Source organism: Flavobacterium sp. YO12, from assembly GCF_004119495.1.
In the GTDB taxonomy this organism is placed as follows: domain Bacteria; phylum Bacteroidota; class Bacteroidia; order Flavobacteriales; family Flavobacteriaceae; genus Flavobacterium.
The window spans coordinates 20255-39146 of sequence record NZ_NRQU01000045.1; the positions used below are offsets into that span (position 1 = coordinate 20255).

Sequence of the window (18892 nt, forward strand, 5' to 3'; positions counted from 1 at the left end):
GATTTTAAAAGGATTTTTTTTGCCTTAGTTATTTATGAAAAAGATATTATTTGCCGCAGCTTTTATTCTCTTAGCATTTGCAGTTTGTAAATTTGTTTACAGAAATGAGAACTTGAAAGAAAATGAAAAAAATGAAGAAAGATTTAGTTCACAAGTAGATGAAGTAAAAAAGTTGATTAAGAAAGATTCGAAATACAATCAGGATATTGTGTTTTTAATAGACATGAAAATACCGTCTGGAAAAAATCGATTCTTTGTTTATGATTTAAAAACAAATAAAATTATAGATCAAGGTTTGGTTGCTCATGGTTCAGGTTCTGAAACACCAACTAAGGGAAAACTTAAATTTAGCAATGTACCAAATTCGTTAAGTACTTCATTAGGCAGATATTCGATCGGGAATTCTTATGTTGGTAAGTTCGGAAAAGCCTATAGGCTGTATGGTTTGGACACAACTAATAGTAATGCTTTTAAGCGAGATATTGTTTTTCATTACTACTATGATGTTCCGTATAAAGAGAAAGATGGTTACATTTGTAACAGTTTTGGCTGTCCAATGGTCAACAAAAAGTATTTTGAAAGAATAGCTAAAATTATAGATAAGTCAGAATCTGATATTTTGATGAGTATTTATTACTAGAGGCTTTTAGGATTAAAAATTAAAACATAAAAAATTGAGAAAAATTACAATTGCTATCGACGGATTTTCATCAACAGGAAAAAGTACATTAGCGAAACAATTGGCAAAAGAACTTGAATATGTATATGTAGATACGGGAGCAATGTATCGTGCGGTAGCTTATTTTGCCATGCAGAATAAATTTATTGGAGTTGATTTTTTTGACAAAAGTGCTCTGATAAATGCTTTGTCAAAGATTCAGTTAGAATTTAAATTTAATACTGAATTAGGTTTTGCCGAAATGTATCTGAATAGTGAAAATGTCGAAAAACAAATTAGAACAATTGAAGTTTCTAACTTTGTGAGTAAAGTGGCAGAAGTTTCTGAAGTACGCGCTAAATTAGTAGAGCAGCAACAAGAAATGGGAAAAAACAAAGCAATAGTAATGGACGGAAGAGATATAGGAACCGTTGTTTTTCCAAATGCAGAACTTAAAATATTTATGACTGCCAGTGCAGAAACTCGTGCACAAAGGCGTTTTGATGAATTACAGCAAAAAGGAGATAATGTTTCATATGAAGATGTTTTAAAGAATGTAGTAGAAAGAGATTATATTGATACACATCGCGAAGATTCACCTTTAGTGATAGCTGATGATGCAATAGAAATAGATAATTCTTACTTAAATAGAAAAGAGCAGTTTGAAGCCGTTTTAGAATTGGTAAATGATGCTTTAAAAACCATTTAATTTTTTGTAGATATTATTTTTAATGGTAGTTTTACCGCTTCATTTTTACTAAAAAGACAATTTCATCATATGGGAATTAAAAATAGATTAATTGTAATGAGCTTTCTTCAGTTTTTTGTTTGGGGAGCTTGGCTTATTACGATTGGAAATTATTGGTTTGGAACCAAAAATTGGGAAGGAACACAATTTGGTTTAGTGTTTGGAACCATGGGAATTGCGTCTTTATTTATGCCAACCTTAACTGGTATTATTGCTGACAGATGGGTAAATGCCGAAAAATTATATGGTGTTTTGCATATTGCTTACGCGGCTGTTTTGTTTGGAATTGCGCATGTGACTACTCCGGATAATTTTATTTATGTAATGTTTGCAGCAATGTGCTGTTATATGCCGACAATTGCATTAAGTAACTCAATTTCTTATACTTCACTGAAGTTGAATAATAAGAACATCGTAAAAGATTTTCCGCCAATTCGTGTTTGGGGAACTATTGGTTTTATAGCTGCAATGTGGATTACTAATTTAAGCGGAAGTAAAGCAACAGAATATCAGTTTTATATTGCTGGAATTGGTGCTTTAATTTTAGGAATTTATGCTTTTACATTGCCAAAATGTGAACCACAGCGTTTAACTAAAGAAGACGCTTCGTTAACCGAAACTTTGGGCTTAGAAGCTTTTAAATTATTTGGTAATTACAAAATGGCATTGTTTTTTGTTTTTTCTATGTTTTTAGGAGGAGCTTTGCAGTTAACAAATGCTTATGGTGATGTGTTTTTAGACGAATTTAAACATTTTCCAAAGTATGCCGATTCTTTTGTGATCCAGTATTCGACTATTATTATGTCGATTTCTCAAGTTTCTGAAACGTTGTTTATCTTGGCAATTCCGTTTTTCTTAAGACGATTCGGAATCAAACAAGTTATGCTTATTAGTATGCTGGCTTGGGTTTTACGTTTCGGATTATTTGCTTTTGGAGATCCTGTTGGAGGATTATGGATGATTATTTTGTCTTGTATTGTTTATGGAATGGCGTTTGATTTCTTTAATATTTCAGGTTCATTATTCGTAGAAAGCAATACTGATTCTAAAATTCGTTCTTCGGCGCAAGGTTTGTTTATGATGATGACCAATGGAGTAGGAGCCGTTTTAGGAAGTTTAACTTCCGGTTGGGCTATTGATCGTTTCTTTACAAAATCATTTACCAATACAACTGAATTAGCAGGATTTTTACAAACTGATGCAACAAATTCTAAGATGTTAGAATTTGTAAAAGGCCAAGGAAATTCGATTTCGACAGATGGAATTTTTGCAAATCCAATATTAATGAAAGACTGGCATACGATCTGGTTGTCTTTTGCAGCTTATGCTCTGGTTATTGCGATTGCTTTTGCTGTTTTATTTAAACATAAACATGACCCGAAGGAAATCGAGAATTTGAGTCATTAAATAAAAATACTATAACACAAACCCGATAAATTTTATTTGTCGGGTTTGTTGTTTTAAAGAATGAAATTAAATCAAAAAACTTAATTTTGATTTAAAAGATCAAAATTATGATTCGACAAATTTTAGCTGTAATAGCAGGTTATGCTATTTTTGTAATCACTTCTGTGCTTTTATTCCAAGTTTCGGGAGTTAAACCGCATTCTGACGCTTCAGGATTATTTATGGGTTTGACTTTTGTATATGGAGCGGTTTTTTCTTTTTTAAGTGGACTTGTTACACAGTTTATTTCGAAAACTAAAAATTTAAAAGTCAATTATATCCTATTTGCTATTATGGCTGGATTTGCCACTTTTTCACTTTTTAAATCGAGTGGTAGTTCCTGGACGCAATTGTTTGCAATTTTTGTTTTTGCGCCGGTTTCAGTTTTGGGAGGATTGTTTTGGATTAAAAAGAAATAAAGTTTATAAAATTAATATGAAAGCATTAAAGATCATTTTTGGGATATTTTTATTTTTTAATTTCAGTTTTATTTATGCGCATAAGGATAGAATAGAAATTCCTCAAAAATTTGTATTTATTTTAAAAAGTAAAGATGTAGTTCAATTTGAATCTATTGATTCAAAACTGGAAGAATTCTGTAAGGAAATTGTTACTGGAAAAAAAGAAATTTCAGAAGTTCAGTTATACTATAAAACAGGAGAAATTGTAACTGTTCGATCTGAGGGGAAAAACTGGATATTATTTAAAATTACTTTTAAAGATAAAAGTTTATATGTTCCTGAGGAAAAATTAAAAAAGATTCCTGAAATTAATTTCTCGACTTTGAACTTATTTTGGTCAGGAGAAAGTAATGCATTTAATTCTCATCATCTATGTATGAGGTTAGATATAGGAACCAATCGTTCATTTGATGTTTTACCAAATTTAGAATTGCATTTCGAAAATCGCAAATTTACCAGAGCTGAAGTTTGGACACAAACAAGCGAGAACTCAAGACATGGGAAGGCTTTTTAAGAAAAATTTTGACAAAGATAGTTACGCAGAGTAAACCCGACAGGTTTTTAAAACCTGTCGGGTTTGTTGTTAAAAAACACAACACTTAAAAAAAATCTTAGAATTTTTTGAGTAAGGTTCTTAAAAACTATTAAATTTTCTAATCTAGCCCCGATAGAAGTGAAAATCTTTTTGTGCCGGGGTTCGGTATAAAAGATTGTAACGGATAGCGGGACTTCAGGTCTTGAAAACCTAAAAACGTCTGCTTCAGAGCAATTGACTGATAATCATTTGAATTTATTTTGTAAGTACAGAAATTTGTAGTAATTTTGCAAACCTTTTGGCAGAGAAGAGTTTCCATTAGGTATCAACCATTTATGTAAAACAACTTCTGTTTTTTCTATCGCTTAGAGAAACTCAAGAAAAACAGAATACAAATTTTTTATCAGCATGTCTGAACAATTAAAATCACAAGAAGAGTTTTTAGCAAATTTTAACTGGCATAACTTCCAAGAAGGAATTGATGCAGTAGATGAGAAAAACTTACAAGAGTTTGAAGAACTAGTATCAAAAACTTTCATCGCTACAGATCAAGAAGAAGTAGTTGAAGGAGTTGTTGTTAGAATTACAGATAGAGACGTTATCGTTGATATCAATGCTAAATCTGAAGGTGTTATTTCTTTAAATGAATTCCGTTACAACCCAAACTTAAAAGTAGGTGACAAAGTTGAAGTATTAATCGACATCCGTGAGGACAAAACAGGTCAATTAGTATTATCTCACAGAAAAGCACGTACTATCAAATCTTGGGATAGAGTTATTGCAGCTAATGAAACTGGAGAAATCGTTAACGGTTTTGTTAAATGTAGAACTAAAGGAGGTATGATCGTTGACGTATTCGGTATTGAAGCGTTCTTACCAGGATCTCAAATTGACGTTAAGCCAATTAGAGACTACGATGTATATGTAAACAAAATGATGGAATTCAAAGTGGTAAAAATTAACCACGAATTCAAAAACGTTGTTGTATCTCACAAAGCTCTTATCGAGGCTGATATTGAAGTACAGAAAAAAGAAATCATCGGTCAATTACAAAAAGGACAAGTATTAGAAGGTGTTGTTAAAAACATTACTTCTTATGGTGTGTTCATTGACTTAGGTGGTGTTGATGGATTAATTCACATTACTGACCTTTCTTGGAGCAGAATCAACCACCCAAGTGAAGTTCTTGAATTAGACCAAAAATTAAACGTTGTAATCCTTGATTTCGATGATGAGAAAACAAGAATTCAATTAGGATTGAAACAATTAAACGCTCACCCATGGGATGCTTTAGATGCTAATTTAACAATTGGTGATAAAGTTAAAGGTAAAGTAGTTGTAATCGCTGATTACGGTGCTTTCATCGAAGTTGCTGAAGGTGTTGAAGGTTTAATCCACGTTTCTGAAATGTCATGGTCAACTCATTTACGTTCTGCTCAAGATTTCGTAAAAGTTGGAGATGTTGTTGAGGCTGTTATCTTAACTTTAGATAGAGATGATCGTAAGATGTCATTAGGTATCAAACAATTGACTCAAGATCCATGGACTGATATTACTTCTAAATACCCAGTAGGTTCTAAACATACAGGTATCGTTAGAAACTTTACAAACTTTGGTATTTTCGTAGAATTAGAAGAAGGAATTGATGGATTAATCTACATTTCTGACCTTTCTTGGACTAAGAAAATCAAACACCCATCTGAATTTGTAAATGTTGGTGAAAAACTTGATGTAGTTGTATTAGAATTAGATGTTGAAGGACGTAAATTATCTTTAGGTCACAAACAAACTACTGCTAATCCTTGGGATCAATACGAAGATTCTTTCGCTGTAGGAACTATCCACAATGGTGAGATTTCTGAAATCGTTGACAAAGGAGCTACTGTAGAATTCGGAGATGATATCGTTGCTTTCATTCCAACTCGTCACCTTGAAAAAGAAGACGGAAAGAAATTGAAAAAAGGTGATACTGCTGATTTCAAAGTAATCGAATTCAACAAAGAATTCAAAAGAGTAGTTGCTTCTCACACTGCTATCTTCAGAGAAGAAGAAGAGAAAAATGTGAAAGCTGCAACTGAAAATACTTCATCTAACTCTACTACTAATGCACCAGCTGCAACTTTAGGAGATAACAATGATGTATTAGCTGCATTAAAAGCTAAAATGGAAAAAACTGAGAAAAAATAATTCTTAGTTTCCTCTAAATAGAAAGTCCCACAGTAATGTGGGACTTTTTTTATTTCAAGTTTCAGGTTTTCTTTGTTTCAGGTTTCAAGTTCTTGTGTTGACTTAGTTTCTACCTGTTTTTCAAATATTGCCCGTGGTTTCAACCATGGGAAACTTGTTGTGATATTCTTTGTGTTCCAATGGTTGAAACCATTAGTTATGTTTGTATTGTTAACGGTTGGAATTTGGATTTTAAAGAATTGGTATTTTATTTTTCAGAAGCTATTTCCAGCTATCATTCCAATCTTTTGAGGCGAACCCCGCCACAAAAGGATTTTCCCTTCTATCTGGGCTAAAGCACTCGTTTTTAAAAGAAATATTATTTATTTAGCTGCTAGTAGTTTTGTTTCTTCGGGAGTAAACTCAGGTATAATGCTATAAGAATCAATATTTGTTGTTTTTAATTCATCAAGTATTTCTACTAGATTTCCGTAATTCGATTTTTTAGTAGGTTTTATAATTACGGTTATTCCTCTCCCTGGTTTGCCTAACTGTTCTGAATACTTTAATGCTGCATTATTATAAATATCTAGCTCTTTACGTATTCCATCTTTTCCAAATGTCGTTATCTGTGGTTTTATAATGGGACTTGCTAGAATTCCTGCATAATAAACTAGTTTGTTGTTTTGATCTAAGATAATTGTAAAAGATCTATTTTCTCCATAATGTGGAGTAGGGCAATCACAGCAATCATTTCCTATGCTCAAATCCATAGCTTTAGGCTTTGACAATTCTCCAACAACCATAAAAAATATAATCAGTAAAAACGAAACGCTGACCATTGCGGTTAAATCAACTCTTGAATTTAACTTTTTACTTCTGACTTTTTGAGGTAAATTATTCATGACTTTGAGTTTAAGTTAATTTGTAGCTAATAATTTTGATTCTTCTAGTGTAAATTCGTTGACTATTGCATAAGTGTTAATTTTTGCAATTGCCATTTCATCTAAAATATCTACTAGATTTTTAAAATTTGATTTTTTGCTTGGTTTTATAATGATTATTACACCGCTTTTTGGTTTTCCCATCGCGGTCATATATTCTTGTATTTCTCTTTTCTTAAGAAATACTTCTTTTTGAATTCCATTTTTCCCATATTTAATTTCTTTTGGAGAATGAGTAGGATAGTCTAATAAACCAGAATAGGTTATTATTTTATCATTTTTGTCTAATAAAATAGTGTAAAGTCTAGTTGCATCAATACATCCGATTGGACCACAACCTCTTTCTTTACTTGGTAAAGCTAAATCCATAACATTTGGCTTTGACAATTCCCCAACAACCATAAAAAATATAATCAGCAAAAACGAAACGCTGACCATTGCAGTTAAATCAACTCTTGAATTTAACTTTTTACTTCTCACTTTTTTAGGTAGATTTTCCATAATGAATTGGTTTTGAATTTAAAGTTAATAATAAAATAGAGACAAAAATCATCGTCTCTTTAAAAATAATTAAAAAAGTTTTGGATAGCTAAAAGCTTGTTTTATAATCGATTTTGAGAATGTTTAGGTATTATTTGAGATTATTTCAGATTTCTTTAAAACCAAAACAAAAAGTTCTCCGTAAATGAAGATATAACTTAAAACATTAATTATGAAAACTAGAAAATTTTTAGCTGCAGCAATTTTAACTTTAGCGTTAGGATTTACATCTTTTGCTCAAAAAACAGTAATGGTTGGTGGTGCAGCAATGTATCCGAACAAAAATATTATTGAAAATGCCATTAACTCAAAAGATCATACAACATTGGTTGCTGCTGTAAAGGCTGCTGATTTAGTAGAAACACTTCAAGGAAAAGGACCATTTACTGTTTTTGCTCCAACGAATGCAGCTTTTGATAAACTGCCAAAAGGCACTGTTGAAACATTGTTGAAACCAGAGAATAAAAAAATGCTTCAAAATATTTTGACTTATCACGTTGTTGCAGGAAAATGGAATGCATCAGACATTGCAAAAGCAATTAAAGAAGGAAAAGGAAAAGCAACTATAAAAGCGGTAAATGGTGGAACACTAACAGCTTGGATGAAAGGAAAAGATTTATATATAAGCGATGAAAGTGGAAATAAATCTAAAGTTACAATTGCTGATGTCAATCAATCAAATGGTGTAATTCATGTTGTTGACACTGTATTATTGCCAAAGAAATAATTTAAAATCTCCAAAACAATACCTACGTTTATGAAAGCCTTGTATTTGCAAGGCTTTTGTTTTTTATCGTTTTGCTGTTAATGTAGCGCCAACAGAGGCAGATACAACACAAACGACAGCTAGAATCTCGTAAAAGTTCAGTTTTTCTTGTAGAAATAGAAAAGCACAAATTGAAGCAGCGGCTGGCTCTAAACTCATTAAAATACTAAATGTACGGGGTGGAAGCTGTCCTAGTGCTTTCATCTCTAAAGTAAACGGAATTGCACTTGATAAAAGGGCAAGAGCAACACCATAACCAAAAAGTTTAGGAGTCAGATTAGCTAATCCGTTTTCATAAAAACCAAAAGGTAAAATAAGTAGAGAGGCGAATAACATACCAGTTGCAACCGCTTGACCGCCGTGCATTATTTTTGATACTTTTCCGCCTAGAATAATGTAAGTTGCCCAGAAGGTTGCAGCTAAAAGAGCAAACAAAACTCCTACTATGTCTATTGAGTCATTTGACCATGGTGCTATTAATGCAATTCCAGCGGCAGCTAATAATACCCAGCAATAATCCATTAAGCGTTTTGAGCCAATTATTGCCAGTAATAAAGGGCCGACAAATTCTAGAGTAACAGCTAACCCAATTGGGATTCTTTCAATAGCTAAATAAAAAGTTAAGTTCATAGCTCCTAAGCACAAGCCGTAAGGAACTACAGTTTTCCATTGGTTTGGTTTTATCTGCTTTAAATTAGGTCTGTATGCTAAAAGCAGAATCAATGCCGAAACCCCAATTCGGATAGATGCCGTTCCGGCTGCTCCAATAGCAGGAAAAAGAGTTTTTGCAATTGCAGCTCCGCATTGAACGCTTATGATTGCTAAAAGTACGGCAGGAACAGGGGGGATATTTAATTCTTTATTTTTCATGGAGAAATTCATGTAAAGTGAACAGCAAATTTTATCTCATTGCGGTTCATTTACGTTATGCTGCTATTTTGAATTCGATTTATAAAATACCGATTCAAAAGTATTTTTTATTCTAAACTAAATTATTCTAAAGCCCGTTTAGTAATAAAAGCTCTGTAGCCAATAAGAGCCATTTGCCATTTTTTGGCTTTAGAAATATCTAAACCTTGTTTGGTAAAACTTGGTAAAAGTATTTTATTTAATTTGGCTAAAAATTTGTACATCGCAGGTTAATTTTGCGCAAAGATACAAAAAAAAGACTTTGCGGTCAGGCAAAGTCTTTTTTGTAACATATTCTTAAATTTGAGATTAAGAACGTTTATTCTCTTTTTCAAATTTCTGAATGTTTTTTTCGTACACTTTCATCTTTTGTTCGTATACTTTCATTTCTTTTTCAAATTGTTCCATCTTTTTTTCGAAATCACCTCCAAATTGCTGGTCAATTTGAGCGTTGTATTTGTCCATTTCTGCGTTAAATTTATCCATCGCAATTTCGAACTTTTCCATTTCTTTGTCATAACCGCCTTCACGTTTAGCCATAATTTCATCTACTTGTTTTTCGTAAGCTGATAATTGCGGCTGAAAAGCTTCCATTTTTCTTTCAAATTCCGCCATCTTTTTTTCGAAATTTTTCACTGCAACTTTATCCTCAAAATTTCTTGGAGGTATTGGTGCTTTTGGCATTTTAGACATATTTGGCGGAGCTGGAAGTTCTAAGTTTTTAGGTAAATCAGGCAGTGCAGGAGGAGCAGGCGGCGGAGGTAGTGCCGAAGTTATTGGTGCTGCAGGTGGAACTGGCGGTTCAGGTATATCTTTGCCGTTAAAATGCTTAATATCTACCACACGACTTCCTGCTGTTATTGGTTCGTCAATTTCTTCACCAGTAAGAATGCCGGCTTTTTTGGAGCCATTGCTGTTCGTTGTAATTACAATACCACTTTCATTAATAGGATTGTTGCCTTCAATCTCTAAAGTTTGTGCTTTTCCGGTTCCTTTGTCGATGTCAATTTTAATCGATGTTAATTCATTATTAGAATTTCTGATAACATTAGAAACAACAACATTTACATCATGCTCTTTTTTAAGTTTAGCCGTCATTTCTTTTAGTTCCTGATCAGTTGTTGTTTTCTTGATTTTGAATACAATAATCGGATCTGTTTTTGAAGTAATTTCTTGCGCTTCTTTTCGTTCTTTTTCTTGCGCTATTGTTTTAATTTGGAATAAAAGCACAAAAGCGACAAGAGCAGGAAGTATGGCATAATACTTCCAATAATTCCATTTTTTTGATTGATTTTTGTTTAACATGACAATTCGTTTTTTGATTAATGATTGATAAAAATGATTGGTGATTGCGACACAGCTTTCATGTGTCGTGATTTTTAAAAGCGTGTATTGATACGCTTTTTTGTCTGAAATTTTTTTGGCAGCTTCACTGTCGGCAATAAACTCGAGATTTTGCAGAATTGCTTTTTTGTACAGCCAGATAATTGGATTGAACCAAAACAGCACACAAAATACTCTAGAAATCAAAACATCCATTGTGTGATTTTGATCGCTGTGCACTTTTTCATGCTCAATAATATTCTCTAATTCAGCCTCTGTATACATTGATGAGTTGTATACGATATAATCAAAATAGGAGAAAGGAGCAATGTTTTCATTTACATCTATAAATTTAAAATCAGCTTGCTGTTGTACTTTTTTGCCTTTTAAAACGGAATTTAAACTATAAAAATCCATTGCGAATTTTATAATTAAAGCAGAAATCCAAGAGTATAAATTGCAATTGCAACATAATTCCAGTTAATTTCAAAAGATTCTTTTTCGATAGTCTGCGGATAATAGCCTCGAGTATAATTAAAGTTTTCAATTATTGGCGCCGGGTCGACCCAAACAATTTTGGTATACACCAAAAATGGCAAAACAATAGAGGTGAATAATCCAGCTAGTAAAAACCATCTGTTACTATTAAAAAAAGTTTCTTTACGAAGTAAAAAGAAATAAGCACAATAAAACAGTACTAATAAACCGCTTGATTTTGTAATAAAAATAAAAAGTGCTTCCATAACAATTATTTTTCTTCTTTAGGAGTTTCGATCATAGCTAGGATTTCGCGTAATTCATCTGCAGAGATTTTCTCTTCCTTGGCAAAAAAGGAAACCATATTTTTGTATGAACTATTAAAATAGTTGTCAATCGCAGTATTCATGTACTTTTTGCTGTAAGCTTCTAAACTAATTGCAGGATAATATTGATGAGTGTTTCCAAATGCATTGTGTGCCACAAAGCCTTTTTCTTCAAGATTGCGAACAATAGTCGAAAGTGTGTTGTAATGCGGTTGATCTTCAGTAATTTCCGCCTGAATTTCTTTTACAAAAGCTTTTTTAAGCTTCCATAAAATATGCATAATTTCTTCTTCTTTGTTGGTTAACTTTTGCATTTTTAGGCTATTTATATGTTTCAACCTCAATTACACCATTCGATCCGCTCTCTCCATATTTAGCTTTTGCTTGAGTTCCTTTAGATATAACAATCGTTTTAATTTCATTTGGTTTAAGCTCTTCAAGGTTGTAATCGCTTGACATTACAGTTCCATTTATAACTACTAATTGATTGCCTTTTTTCATATTGCTTCTAGTAGAATTTGAGATCGTTATTGAAGAATTATTTCCATCTGTCGTAATTACTTTTGTAGTAACATTATTGTCAGAATCTGTCGTTACAGTAGTGCTAATATTTGTATTAATATTAGTGTCAGTTTTTGCACTAACATCAGAATTATTGCTATCATTAGTATTTGATTTAGTTATTGTTTTTGTGCTGCTTACAAATTTTGCTTTTTTGCCAGTTTTAGAATCATTGGTTTCATCAGAAGTTTGAATACCAACTTTTTTACTGCCTTCTTTATCAGTTGTAACAACTATTCCGAAACTCTTAATAGGTTGATCGCCTTTTGTTTGAATAGATTGTACCTGCTGAGTTCCGTTTTTAATATCAATTTTAATTGATGTTAAGTCATTCTCTGCATTTCTTCGTATTTCAGAAGTTTCGAAATCAATATTGTATTTTTTCTTTAAGTTTTCTTTGATTTCGTTTAATTCTTTATCCGTAGAATTTTTCTTGATTTTGTAGATATCCTCTGATTCTTTTTTCTCAGAAACTCCCTTTAATACCAGTTGTTTTTCTTTTGCAATTACTTCAATTTGAAATAAGAACACAAAAGCGGCAAGAGCTGGAATTACAGTATAATACTTCCAAGAATTTCGTTTTTTTGATTGATTTTTGTTTAACATAACGATTCGTTTTTTGATTAATGATTGATAAAAATGATTGGTGATTGCAACGCAGGTTTCGTGCGTTGTTATTTTTAAAAGCGTGTATTGATAGGCTTTTTTGTCAGATAGTTTTTTAGCAGCTTCCTTATCAGCAATAAACTCTAAGTTTTGAACTATTGCTTTTTTATAAAGCCACATTATTGGGTTAAACCAAAAGATAATGCAAAAAACACGTGTAATTAAAACATCGATAGTATGATTTTGTTCGCTGTGTACTTTCTCATGTTCAATGATATTTTCTAATTCTTGTTCGTTATACATTGATGAATTGTATACGATGTAGTCAAAGTAGGAGAAAGGAGCTATATTTTCGGCAACATCAATAAACTTAAAATCGGCTTGTTGTTTTACTTTTCGGCCTTTTAAAATTGTGTTTAAACTATAAAAATCAAAAGCAAATTTTACGATCAATGCCAAAAAAACGACAGCATAAACTGCTATTAAGATATAGTTCCAATTAAGTTCAAAAGTTTCTTGGGTAATTTGCGACGGCTGAAGCTTCGAATAGTCAATATTAAATGATGGAGCAGGATCAACCCAAATAACTTTAGTGTAAACTAACAAAGGTAAAACTACTGCTGTTATTAAACCAGTCAATAAAAACCATCTATTGCTGTTAAAAAATGTCTCCTTGCGAAGTAAAGCTTGATAAGCACAGTAAAATAGTGCGATTAGACCTGTAGATTTTGCAATATAAATGAAAAGTGCTTCCATAACCATTATTTTTCTTCTTTTGGAGTTTCGATCATAGCTAATATCTCGCGTAATTCATCTGCGGAGATTTTCTCTTCCTTGGCAAAAAATGAAACCATATTTTTATAAGAACTATTAAAATAGTTGTCAATTGCCGTTTTCATATATTTCTTGCTGTAGGCTTCAAGAGTTACAGCAGGATAATATTGATGTGTATTTCCAAATGCATTATGCGCTACAAAACCTTTTTCCTCCAGATTTCGAACTATTGTTGAAAGGGTATTGTAATGCGGTTGATCTTCAGTTATTTCTGCCTGAATTTCTTTTACAAAAGCTTTTTTCAACTTCCATAAAATTTGCATTATCTCTTCTTCTTTGTTGGTTAACTTTTGCATGTCTTTTAATTTTAATTCAAAGCTATAACTATTTTTTTAGTTACGCAACTATAAAACTAGTTATTTAACTAAAAAAGACGTTATTCGAGAATAAAAGACACAGAAAAGTTATTCAAGTTCAAAGTTAATGAATTGAATTTTAATGATTTAGTTTTAAATAAAGGATTTGTTTATTTTTTTTCCTGCAGTAAAGCTTTTTTAATCCAAAGGCAGCAAAGAGTTGCAATTATTCCAATACAAGCCATAAATAACCAGTTTATTTGATAGCCAAAATCAGAGATAATTTCAAATCCAACTTTAGAACTTACAATATGTGCCAGACTAAAGCTCATGGTATAAAGTGCCATATAGCGTCCTTCTTGACCACGCGGAGCACGGCTTAATGCAAATGCATTCGAGAACGGAAAGGTTAAGATTTCGCCAATCGAAATACAGATCATGCTGATTACTAACATTCCAGCCCAAAAATTAATTAATAAAAGAAAGAAGCTCGAAGCCATTACAAAGGATCCTAGAATTATTATTTTGATTTTAGGAAATCCTCGTCGCTCCATAAAACCAACCGTCGGCATTTCTAAAGCAAAAATCAAAAGACCATTTAAAGTCATTAAAAGACCAGTTTGAAGTTCGCTTAAGCCAAATTTTTCGTTATGATATAATGGAAGCGTTGTAAAAAGCTGAAAGAAAATCATAGCCGTTATGAAACTCACAAATAAGAAAACCCAGAATATTCCATCATGAAATACAGATTTCACTTCAGCAGCACTTTCAGTTTTGTCACCATGATCTACTTTTTTCTTTTCCTTAACTAATAATGCAAAAATTAGAATTGAAATAATACAAGAGGCACCATCAACCCAAAACAATCCAGAATACCCCATTCCCATAATTATTAAACCGCCAAGTGCAGGTCCGGCTGCAAAACCTAAATTTACAGCAAGACGGACCAGTGTTAATGCACGAGTTCTATTTTCGGGTTTTGCATATGCTCCCAGAGATACAAACATTGCAGGTCGAAACATATCAGCAATAGTCATTAAAACAAACATCGCAATACATAAGCCCCAAAAAGTGGTAACAAATTGTACTAGGAACATTGAAATTCCTGTCGTAAACAAACTAAAAATCATGATTTTATAAAAACCAATTTTGTCAGATAATTTGCCGCCCAGCCAAGAACCAAGCATAGAGCCTAAACCAAACGCAACCATAATCCAGCCAACTTGATTATAGGTAAAATGAAGATCTTCTTTTAAATACTTAGACAAAAAAGGAAGTACCATTGTTCCGGCACGATTGATAAAAGTGATAATTGTAAGTATCCAGATTTCTCTAGAAAATCCTTTAAAGTTGTTTATATAGTGACTAAAAGCAGTTTTGAGCATTACGATGATTAAAATTTGCAACAAAGTTAGAAAACTTTGTCATGTTCTGCCGTTGTCATTTTGTTACTTTTAAACTATTTTTGCACTAAATTTCTACGATGAAAAACTACATTATCCTAAGCTTGCTTTTAACTTTTAGTTTTGGTTTCAGCCAAATGAAATTTAAGAGTATTGATGCCGAAAAATTTCAAAAGCAAATAAACTCAGAATATGCTGATGCTAAGACAAGTCCGTTGATGGAAGAAGATTTAAAATCTTTTAAAACATTGGATTTTTATCCCATTAATGGAAAGTATTTTGTTAATGCAAGATTTGAAAAAGCAGAAAATGAAAAGGTTTTTGAAATGAAAACTACAGGAACCAGAACGCCAAAATATGTAAAATTCGGAACTATTTATTTTACAATTGATGGTGCCGAAATGCAGTTGAATGTGTATAGAAACATTGAATTGTCTAAACAAAAAAAATATAAAGATCATTTGTTTCTTCCTTTTTCAGATTTAACCTGCGGAAAAGAAAGTTATATAGGCGGAAGATATATTGATCTAAAAATCCCAAAAGGAAGTACAATTGCAATCGATTTTAATCAAGCTTACAATCCGTATTGTGCATACAATCATAAGTATTCCTGCCCAATCGTTCCCTTAGAAAATGATTTGAAAATAGAAATTAAAGCCGGTGTAAAAACATTTCATTAATGGACTTTTTTAATTTTCATACACATCAATTTACGAATCATTCTGATATTCTAGAATTGGTAAATCAATATCCGCAAGAGTTTGATGCATCAATTCCTTATTATTCTATTGGAATTCATCCTTGGTATATTAGAGAAGATCGTTTAGAAAATGATCTGAAAATTATTGAAGAAAAACTACAGACCAAAAACTGCTTAGCACTTGGAGAATGTGGTTTGGATAAACGTGTTGAAATTCCGCTTGAACTTCAAATTCAGGTTTTTGAAAAACAATTGGCTTTAGCCGAAAAATACAATAAACCAGTTGTTATTCATTGTGTTGCTGCGTTTCAGGAAATTATTGCAATCAAAAAGAAAATGAAAATTTCAGTTCCTATGATTGTTCACGGTTTCTCTAAAAATAGTCAAATTGCTGAGCAGCTTATTGCAGCGGGATTTTACATTTCGTTTGGTAAATATTTATTAAAAAATCCAAGTTTGAAAGACGTTTTTCAGAATATTCCAAACGATCGTTTTTTCTTAGAAACCGATACAATCGATGAGAGTATTCAGCAGGTTTACAATTTGGCTGCAGCATATAAAAATAGTACAGTTAAAGAATTACAAGAGATTATTAAAAGAAATTTTGAAAGAGTTTTTGGTGAGAAGTAATTAGTAATTAGTGAAAAGTAAATAGTAAAAAGTAAAATGAGTTTGTCACCCTGAGCGAAGTCGAAGGGGCGCTCAAATTGGACTTCGACTTCGCTCAGTCTGACAGGCAGTGAACTTGAAACAAATAAAAAAACAAAAACAACAAAAGAAAATATATGGCAGAGTGGACAGAAAGAGCTGAGCTTTTATTTACAAAAGAAGGATTAGAGAATCTAAAAAATGCAAACGTGCTGGTAGTAGGTTTAGGCGGAGTAGGATCATTTGCAGCCGAATTTTTGGCTAGAGCGGGAGTTGGAAATATGACAATTGTTGATGGCGATGTTGTGGATATTACGAATATTAACAGACAGCTTCCTGCTTTGCATTCAACAGTTGGTCAGCCTAAAATTACTATTGTCGGCGATCGTTTAATGGATATTAATCCCGAATTGAAATTAACTCGTGTTCAGGAGTTTTTGTCGCCAGAGCGCGCTTTTGAAATCGTTTCTCCTGAGTTTGATTATGTTTTGGATTGTATTGACAGTATTACGCCAAAATTAAATTTGATTATTGCAGCAAAACGCAAAAGAGTAAAAATCATCAGCAGTATGGGAGCAGGAGGAAAGATGCTTGCTTCTAAAGTAAAAGTGGCTGATATTTCTAAAACGATAAACTGTTATTTCTCAAAAGCAATTCGCAAGCGATTAAAAGCGGTAAAAATCAATAAATTAAAAGTGGTTTTTTCATCTGAAATTCAAGATGAAAACAGCTTAAAATTGACTGACGGGAAAAATTTTAAAAAATCGTTTTACGGAACTAACAGCTACATGCCTGGTTTGTTCGGACTTCATGCCGCTGAAGCAGTAATTCGTTATTTACTTAAAAAATAAGGTGCTAAGAGGCTAAGATTCTAAAGTGCTGAGTTTAGTGCAGAAAAACCTTAAAATCTTAGCCTCTCAGAACCTAAGAACCTAAAAAAAATGATTAAAACAGTAATTTTTGATATGGACGGCGTAATTGTCGACACAGAACCCGTTCATCGTTATGCTTATTACAAGCAGTTTTCAGAATTAAATATCGAAGTTTCCGAGGAAATGTATACTTCATTTACTGGATTTTCGACTCGAAATACATTTCAAACATTAAAAGGACATTTTCCTTCAATAACTCATGAAGTTGAAGATTTGATTCAACGAAAAAGAAGTATTTTTAATGATGCTTTTGACACAAAAGAAGATTTGTATCTGCTGGAAGGTGTTGAGGATTTAATTAAAGATTTACATGCAAACGGAATCCAGTTAATTTTAGCTTCTTCGGCATCAAAGGTTACAATAGAAAGAGTTTTTACGAGATTTAATCTGCACCAGTATTTTTCTCATATTGTGAGTGGCGAAGATTTTCCTCAGTCAAAACCAAATCCTGCTATTTTTATTCATGCAGCTTCATTGTCAATTGCGCCAAAAGAGAATTGTATTATTATTGAAGACAGTACAAATGGTGTAAAAGCAGCAAAAGGTGCTGGGATTTTTTGCGTAGGATATAACAGTCTTCATTCGAACATGCAGGACTTAGATGAAGCGGATTTAATCATTAATAATTTCAACGAATTAAACGCCAAAAAAATAGCTGATTTTCAATCTTGAATTATGTAAATTTTAACATTTGTTCGGTAATTGAATTTGTAAATTTGAACAAACAAAAAAAACTCTTAATAATGAAAAAACTACTTATCGCATTAGCTATAATAATGGCTCCTTTTGCGTCTGAAGCTCAGGTGAAAACACCACAAGCGAGTCCAAAAGCTTATATTAAACAAACAGTTGGGTTAACAGATGTTGAGGTTACTTACTCGCGTCCAGGTGCGAGAGGCAGAGCAGTTTTTGGTAATTTAGTTCCGTTTGGAAAATTGTGGAGAACAGGAGCAAACGAAAATACAATTATTAATTTTAGTGATGATGTTGTAATTGATGGAAAAACTTTGAAAAAAGGGAAGTATGCAATTTACACTATTCCTAAAATCGAAAGCTGGGAAGTTATTTTTTACCTTTCTACAGACAACTGGGGATTGCCAGAAAATTGGAGTGATGCTTATGTAGCATTAAGAACAACAGTAAAAGAAAATGCACTGCCAACACCGGTAGAAACTTTTACAATTGGAATTAATGGTTTAGATCCTAATTTTGGTTATTTAGAAATGGCTTGGGAAAACTCTCACGTTGCTTTAAAATTTGAAGTTCCAACTGCAAAAATTGCAACTGCAAGTATCGAAAAAACATTGGCTGGACCAACTTGGAATGACTATTTTGCTGCTGCACAATATTTGTTTCAATCAAATGGAAATATCGAAACAGCAAGAACTTATATTGATAAAGCTCTTGATATGAGTACTGAAAAACCATACTACGTTTCTAGATTGAAATCATTGATTCAAGCAAAACAAGGAGACAAAAAAGGTGCTGTTGAAACGGCTAAAATCTCATTGGCTGCTGCTGAAGCTGCAAACAACCAAGATTATGTAAAAATGAACAAAGACAGTATCGCTGAATGGAGCAGATAAAAGCTTTTAAATTTTAATAAAAAAATC

At 32.3% G+C, this 18892-nt stretch carries 22 protein-coding genes; 12 read left to right on the top strand and 10 right to left on the bottom strand.

Annotated elements, in window-relative coordinates:
• The first annotated feature begins 34 nt into the window (after window positions 1-34).
• The 6 genes from BOW55_RS14600 (at window position 35) to rpsA (ending at window position 6035) form a co-directional block, all read left to right on the top strand.
• The gene (locus BOW55_RS14600; protein WP_129024709.1) at window positions 35-640 is read left to right on the top strand and encodes a murein L,D-transpeptidase catalytic domain-containing protein; all 606 of its coding nucleotides are present in this window, start codon (window positions 35-37) and stop codon (window positions 638-640) included.
• A gap of 34 nt (window positions 641-674) precedes the next feature.
• Window positions 675-1367, top strand: coding sequence for a (d)CMP kinase (gene cmk / locus BOW55_RS14605; RefSeq protein WP_129024710.1), 693 nt, complete (start codon window positions 675-677; stop codon window positions 1365-1367).
• Window positions 1368-1436: 69 nt separating this feature from the next.
• A complete protein-coding gene (locus tag BOW55_RS14610; protein ID WP_129024711.1) occupies window positions 1437-2813 on the top strand; it encodes a nucleoside permease in 1377 nt (458 codons plus the stop codon).
• A gap of 107 nt (window positions 2814-2920) precedes the next feature.
• On the top strand, window positions 2921-3271 hold the full coding sequence (locus BOW55_RS14615; protein ID WP_129024712.1) for a hypothetical protein: 351 nt from the start codon (window positions 2921-2923) through the stop codon (window positions 3269-3271).
• 16 nt (window positions 3272-3287) lie between these two features.
• Complete coding sequence (locus BOW55_RS14620; RefSeq protein WP_129024713.1) at window positions 3288-3827, top strand: hypothetical protein; 540 nt, start codon at window positions 3288-3290, stop codon at window positions 3825-3827.
• Between the two features lie 429 nt (window positions 3828-4256).
• A complete protein-coding gene (gene rpsA, locus BOW55_RS14625) occupies window positions 4257-6035 on the top strand; it encodes a 30S ribosomal protein S1 (protein WP_068840655.1) in 1779 nt (592 codons plus the stop codon).
• 362 nt (window positions 6036-6397) lie between these two features.
• On the opposite strand, the gene BOW55_RS14630 is transcribed toward rpsA, so the two are convergent.
• Together BOW55_RS14630 and BOW55_RS14635 are read right to left on the bottom strand one after the other, a co-directional pair.
• On the bottom strand, window positions 6398-6919 hold the full coding sequence (locus tag BOW55_RS14630) for a biopolymer transporter ExbD (RefSeq protein ID WP_129024714.1): 522 nt from the start codon (window positions 6917-6919) through the stop codon (window positions 6398-6400).
• Between the two features lie 15 nt (window positions 6920-6934).
• Window positions 6935-7459: a biopolymer transporter ExbD gene (locus BOW55_RS14635; RefSeq protein WP_129024715.1), complete on the bottom strand. Its 525-nt coding sequence runs from the start codon at window positions 7457-7459 to the stop codon at window positions 6935-6937.
• 211 nt (window positions 7460-7670) lie between these two features.
• On the opposite strand from BOW55_RS14635, the gene BOW55_RS14640 reads away from it, so the two are divergent.
• Entirely contained in the window at window positions 7671-8225 is a 555-nt protein-coding gene (locus BOW55_RS14640; protein WP_129024716.1) for a fasciclin domain-containing protein, read from the top strand.
• Window positions 8226-8288: 63 nt separating this feature from the next.
• On the opposite strand, the gene BOW55_RS14645 is transcribed toward BOW55_RS14640, so the two are convergent.
• The 8 genes from BOW55_RS14645 to BOW55_RS14675 form a co-directional block, all read right to left on the bottom strand.
• Window positions 8289-9134 carry a DMT family transporter gene (locus BOW55_RS14645; RefSeq protein ID WP_129024717.1) on the bottom strand — a complete coding sequence of 282 codons (846 nt, stop codon included), beginning with the start codon at window positions 9132-9134 and terminating at the stop codon, window positions 8289-8291.
• Between the two features lie 122 nt (window positions 9135-9256).
• Window positions 9257-9397: an SsrA-binding protein gene (locus BOW55_RS14650; RefSeq protein WP_129024718.1), complete on the bottom strand. Its 141-nt coding sequence runs from the start codon at window positions 9395-9397 to the stop codon at window positions 9257-9259.
• 85 nt (window positions 9398-9482) lie between these two features.
• Window positions 9483-10913 (bottom strand): M56 family metallopeptidase, encoded by a 1431-nt coding sequence (locus BOW55_RS14655; protein ID WP_371414528.1) that lies wholly within the window; start codon window positions 10911-10913, stop codon window positions 9483-9485.
• 14 nt (window positions 10914-10927) lie between these two features.
• Window positions 10928-11239, bottom strand: a complete 312-nt coding sequence (locus BOW55_RS21685) for a hypothetical protein (RefSeq protein ID WP_371414529.1) — start codon at window positions 11237-11239, stop codon at window positions 10928-10930.
• A 5-nt stretch (window positions 11240-11244) separates the two neighbouring features.
• Window positions 11245-11613, bottom strand: coding sequence for a BlaI/MecI/CopY family transcriptional regulator (locus BOW55_RS14660; RefSeq protein ID WP_089055572.1), 369 nt, complete (start codon window positions 11611-11613; stop codon window positions 11245-11247).
• A 7-nt stretch (window positions 11614-11620) separates the two neighbouring features.
• Window positions 11621-13222, bottom strand: a complete 1602-nt coding sequence (locus tag BOW55_RS14665) for a M56 family metallopeptidase (RefSeq protein WP_129024719.1) — start codon at window positions 13220-13222, stop codon at window positions 11621-11623.
• A gap of 5 nt (window positions 13223-13227) precedes the next feature.
• Window positions 13228-13596, bottom strand: coding sequence for a BlaI/MecI/CopY family transcriptional regulator (locus tag BOW55_RS14670; RefSeq protein ID WP_089056688.1), 369 nt, complete (start codon window positions 13594-13596; stop codon window positions 13228-13230).
• A gap of 170 nt (window positions 13597-13766) precedes the next feature.
• Window positions 13767-14981: an MFS transporter gene (locus BOW55_RS14675; protein ID WP_129024720.1), complete on the bottom strand. Its 1215-nt coding sequence runs from the start codon at window positions 14979-14981 to the stop codon at window positions 13767-13769.
• Window positions 14982-15079: 98 nt separating this feature from the next.
• Between BOW55_RS14675 and BOW55_RS14680 the strand changes: the two genes are divergently transcribed.
• The 5 genes from BOW55_RS14680 to BOW55_RS14700 all read left to right on the top strand — a co-directional run bounded on the left by BOW55_RS14680 (window position 15080) and on the right by BOW55_RS14700 (window position 18865).
• Window positions 15080-15679 carry a DUF1684 domain-containing protein gene (locus tag BOW55_RS14680; protein ID WP_129024721.1) on the top strand — a complete coding sequence of 200 codons (600 nt, stop codon included), beginning with the start codon at window positions 15080-15082 and terminating at the stop codon, window positions 15677-15679.
• Window positions 15679-16329 (top strand): TatD family hydrolase, encoded by a 651-nt coding sequence (locus BOW55_RS14685; RefSeq protein WP_129024722.1) that lies wholly within the window; start codon window positions 15679-15681, stop codon window positions 16327-16329. Before BOW55_RS14680 ends, BOW55_RS14685 begins: the two co-directional genes overlap by 1 nt.
• Window positions 16330-16484: 155 nt before the next feature.
• A complete protein-coding gene (locus BOW55_RS14690) occupies window positions 16485-17198 on the top strand; it encodes a ThiF family adenylyltransferase (RefSeq protein ID WP_129024723.1) in 714 nt (237 codons plus the stop codon).
• A 90-nt stretch (window positions 17199-17288) separates the two neighbouring features.
• Window positions 17289-17951: an HAD family phosphatase gene (locus BOW55_RS14695; protein ID WP_129024724.1), complete on the top strand. Its 663-nt coding sequence runs from the start codon at window positions 17289-17291 to the stop codon at window positions 17949-17951.
• A 71-nt stretch (window positions 17952-18022) separates the two neighbouring features.
• Complete coding sequence (locus BOW55_RS14700; RefSeq protein ID WP_089056775.1) at window positions 18023-18865, top strand: DUF2911 domain-containing protein; 843 nt, start codon at window positions 18023-18025, stop codon at window positions 18863-18865.
• Window positions 18866-18892: the final 27 nt, after the last annotated feature.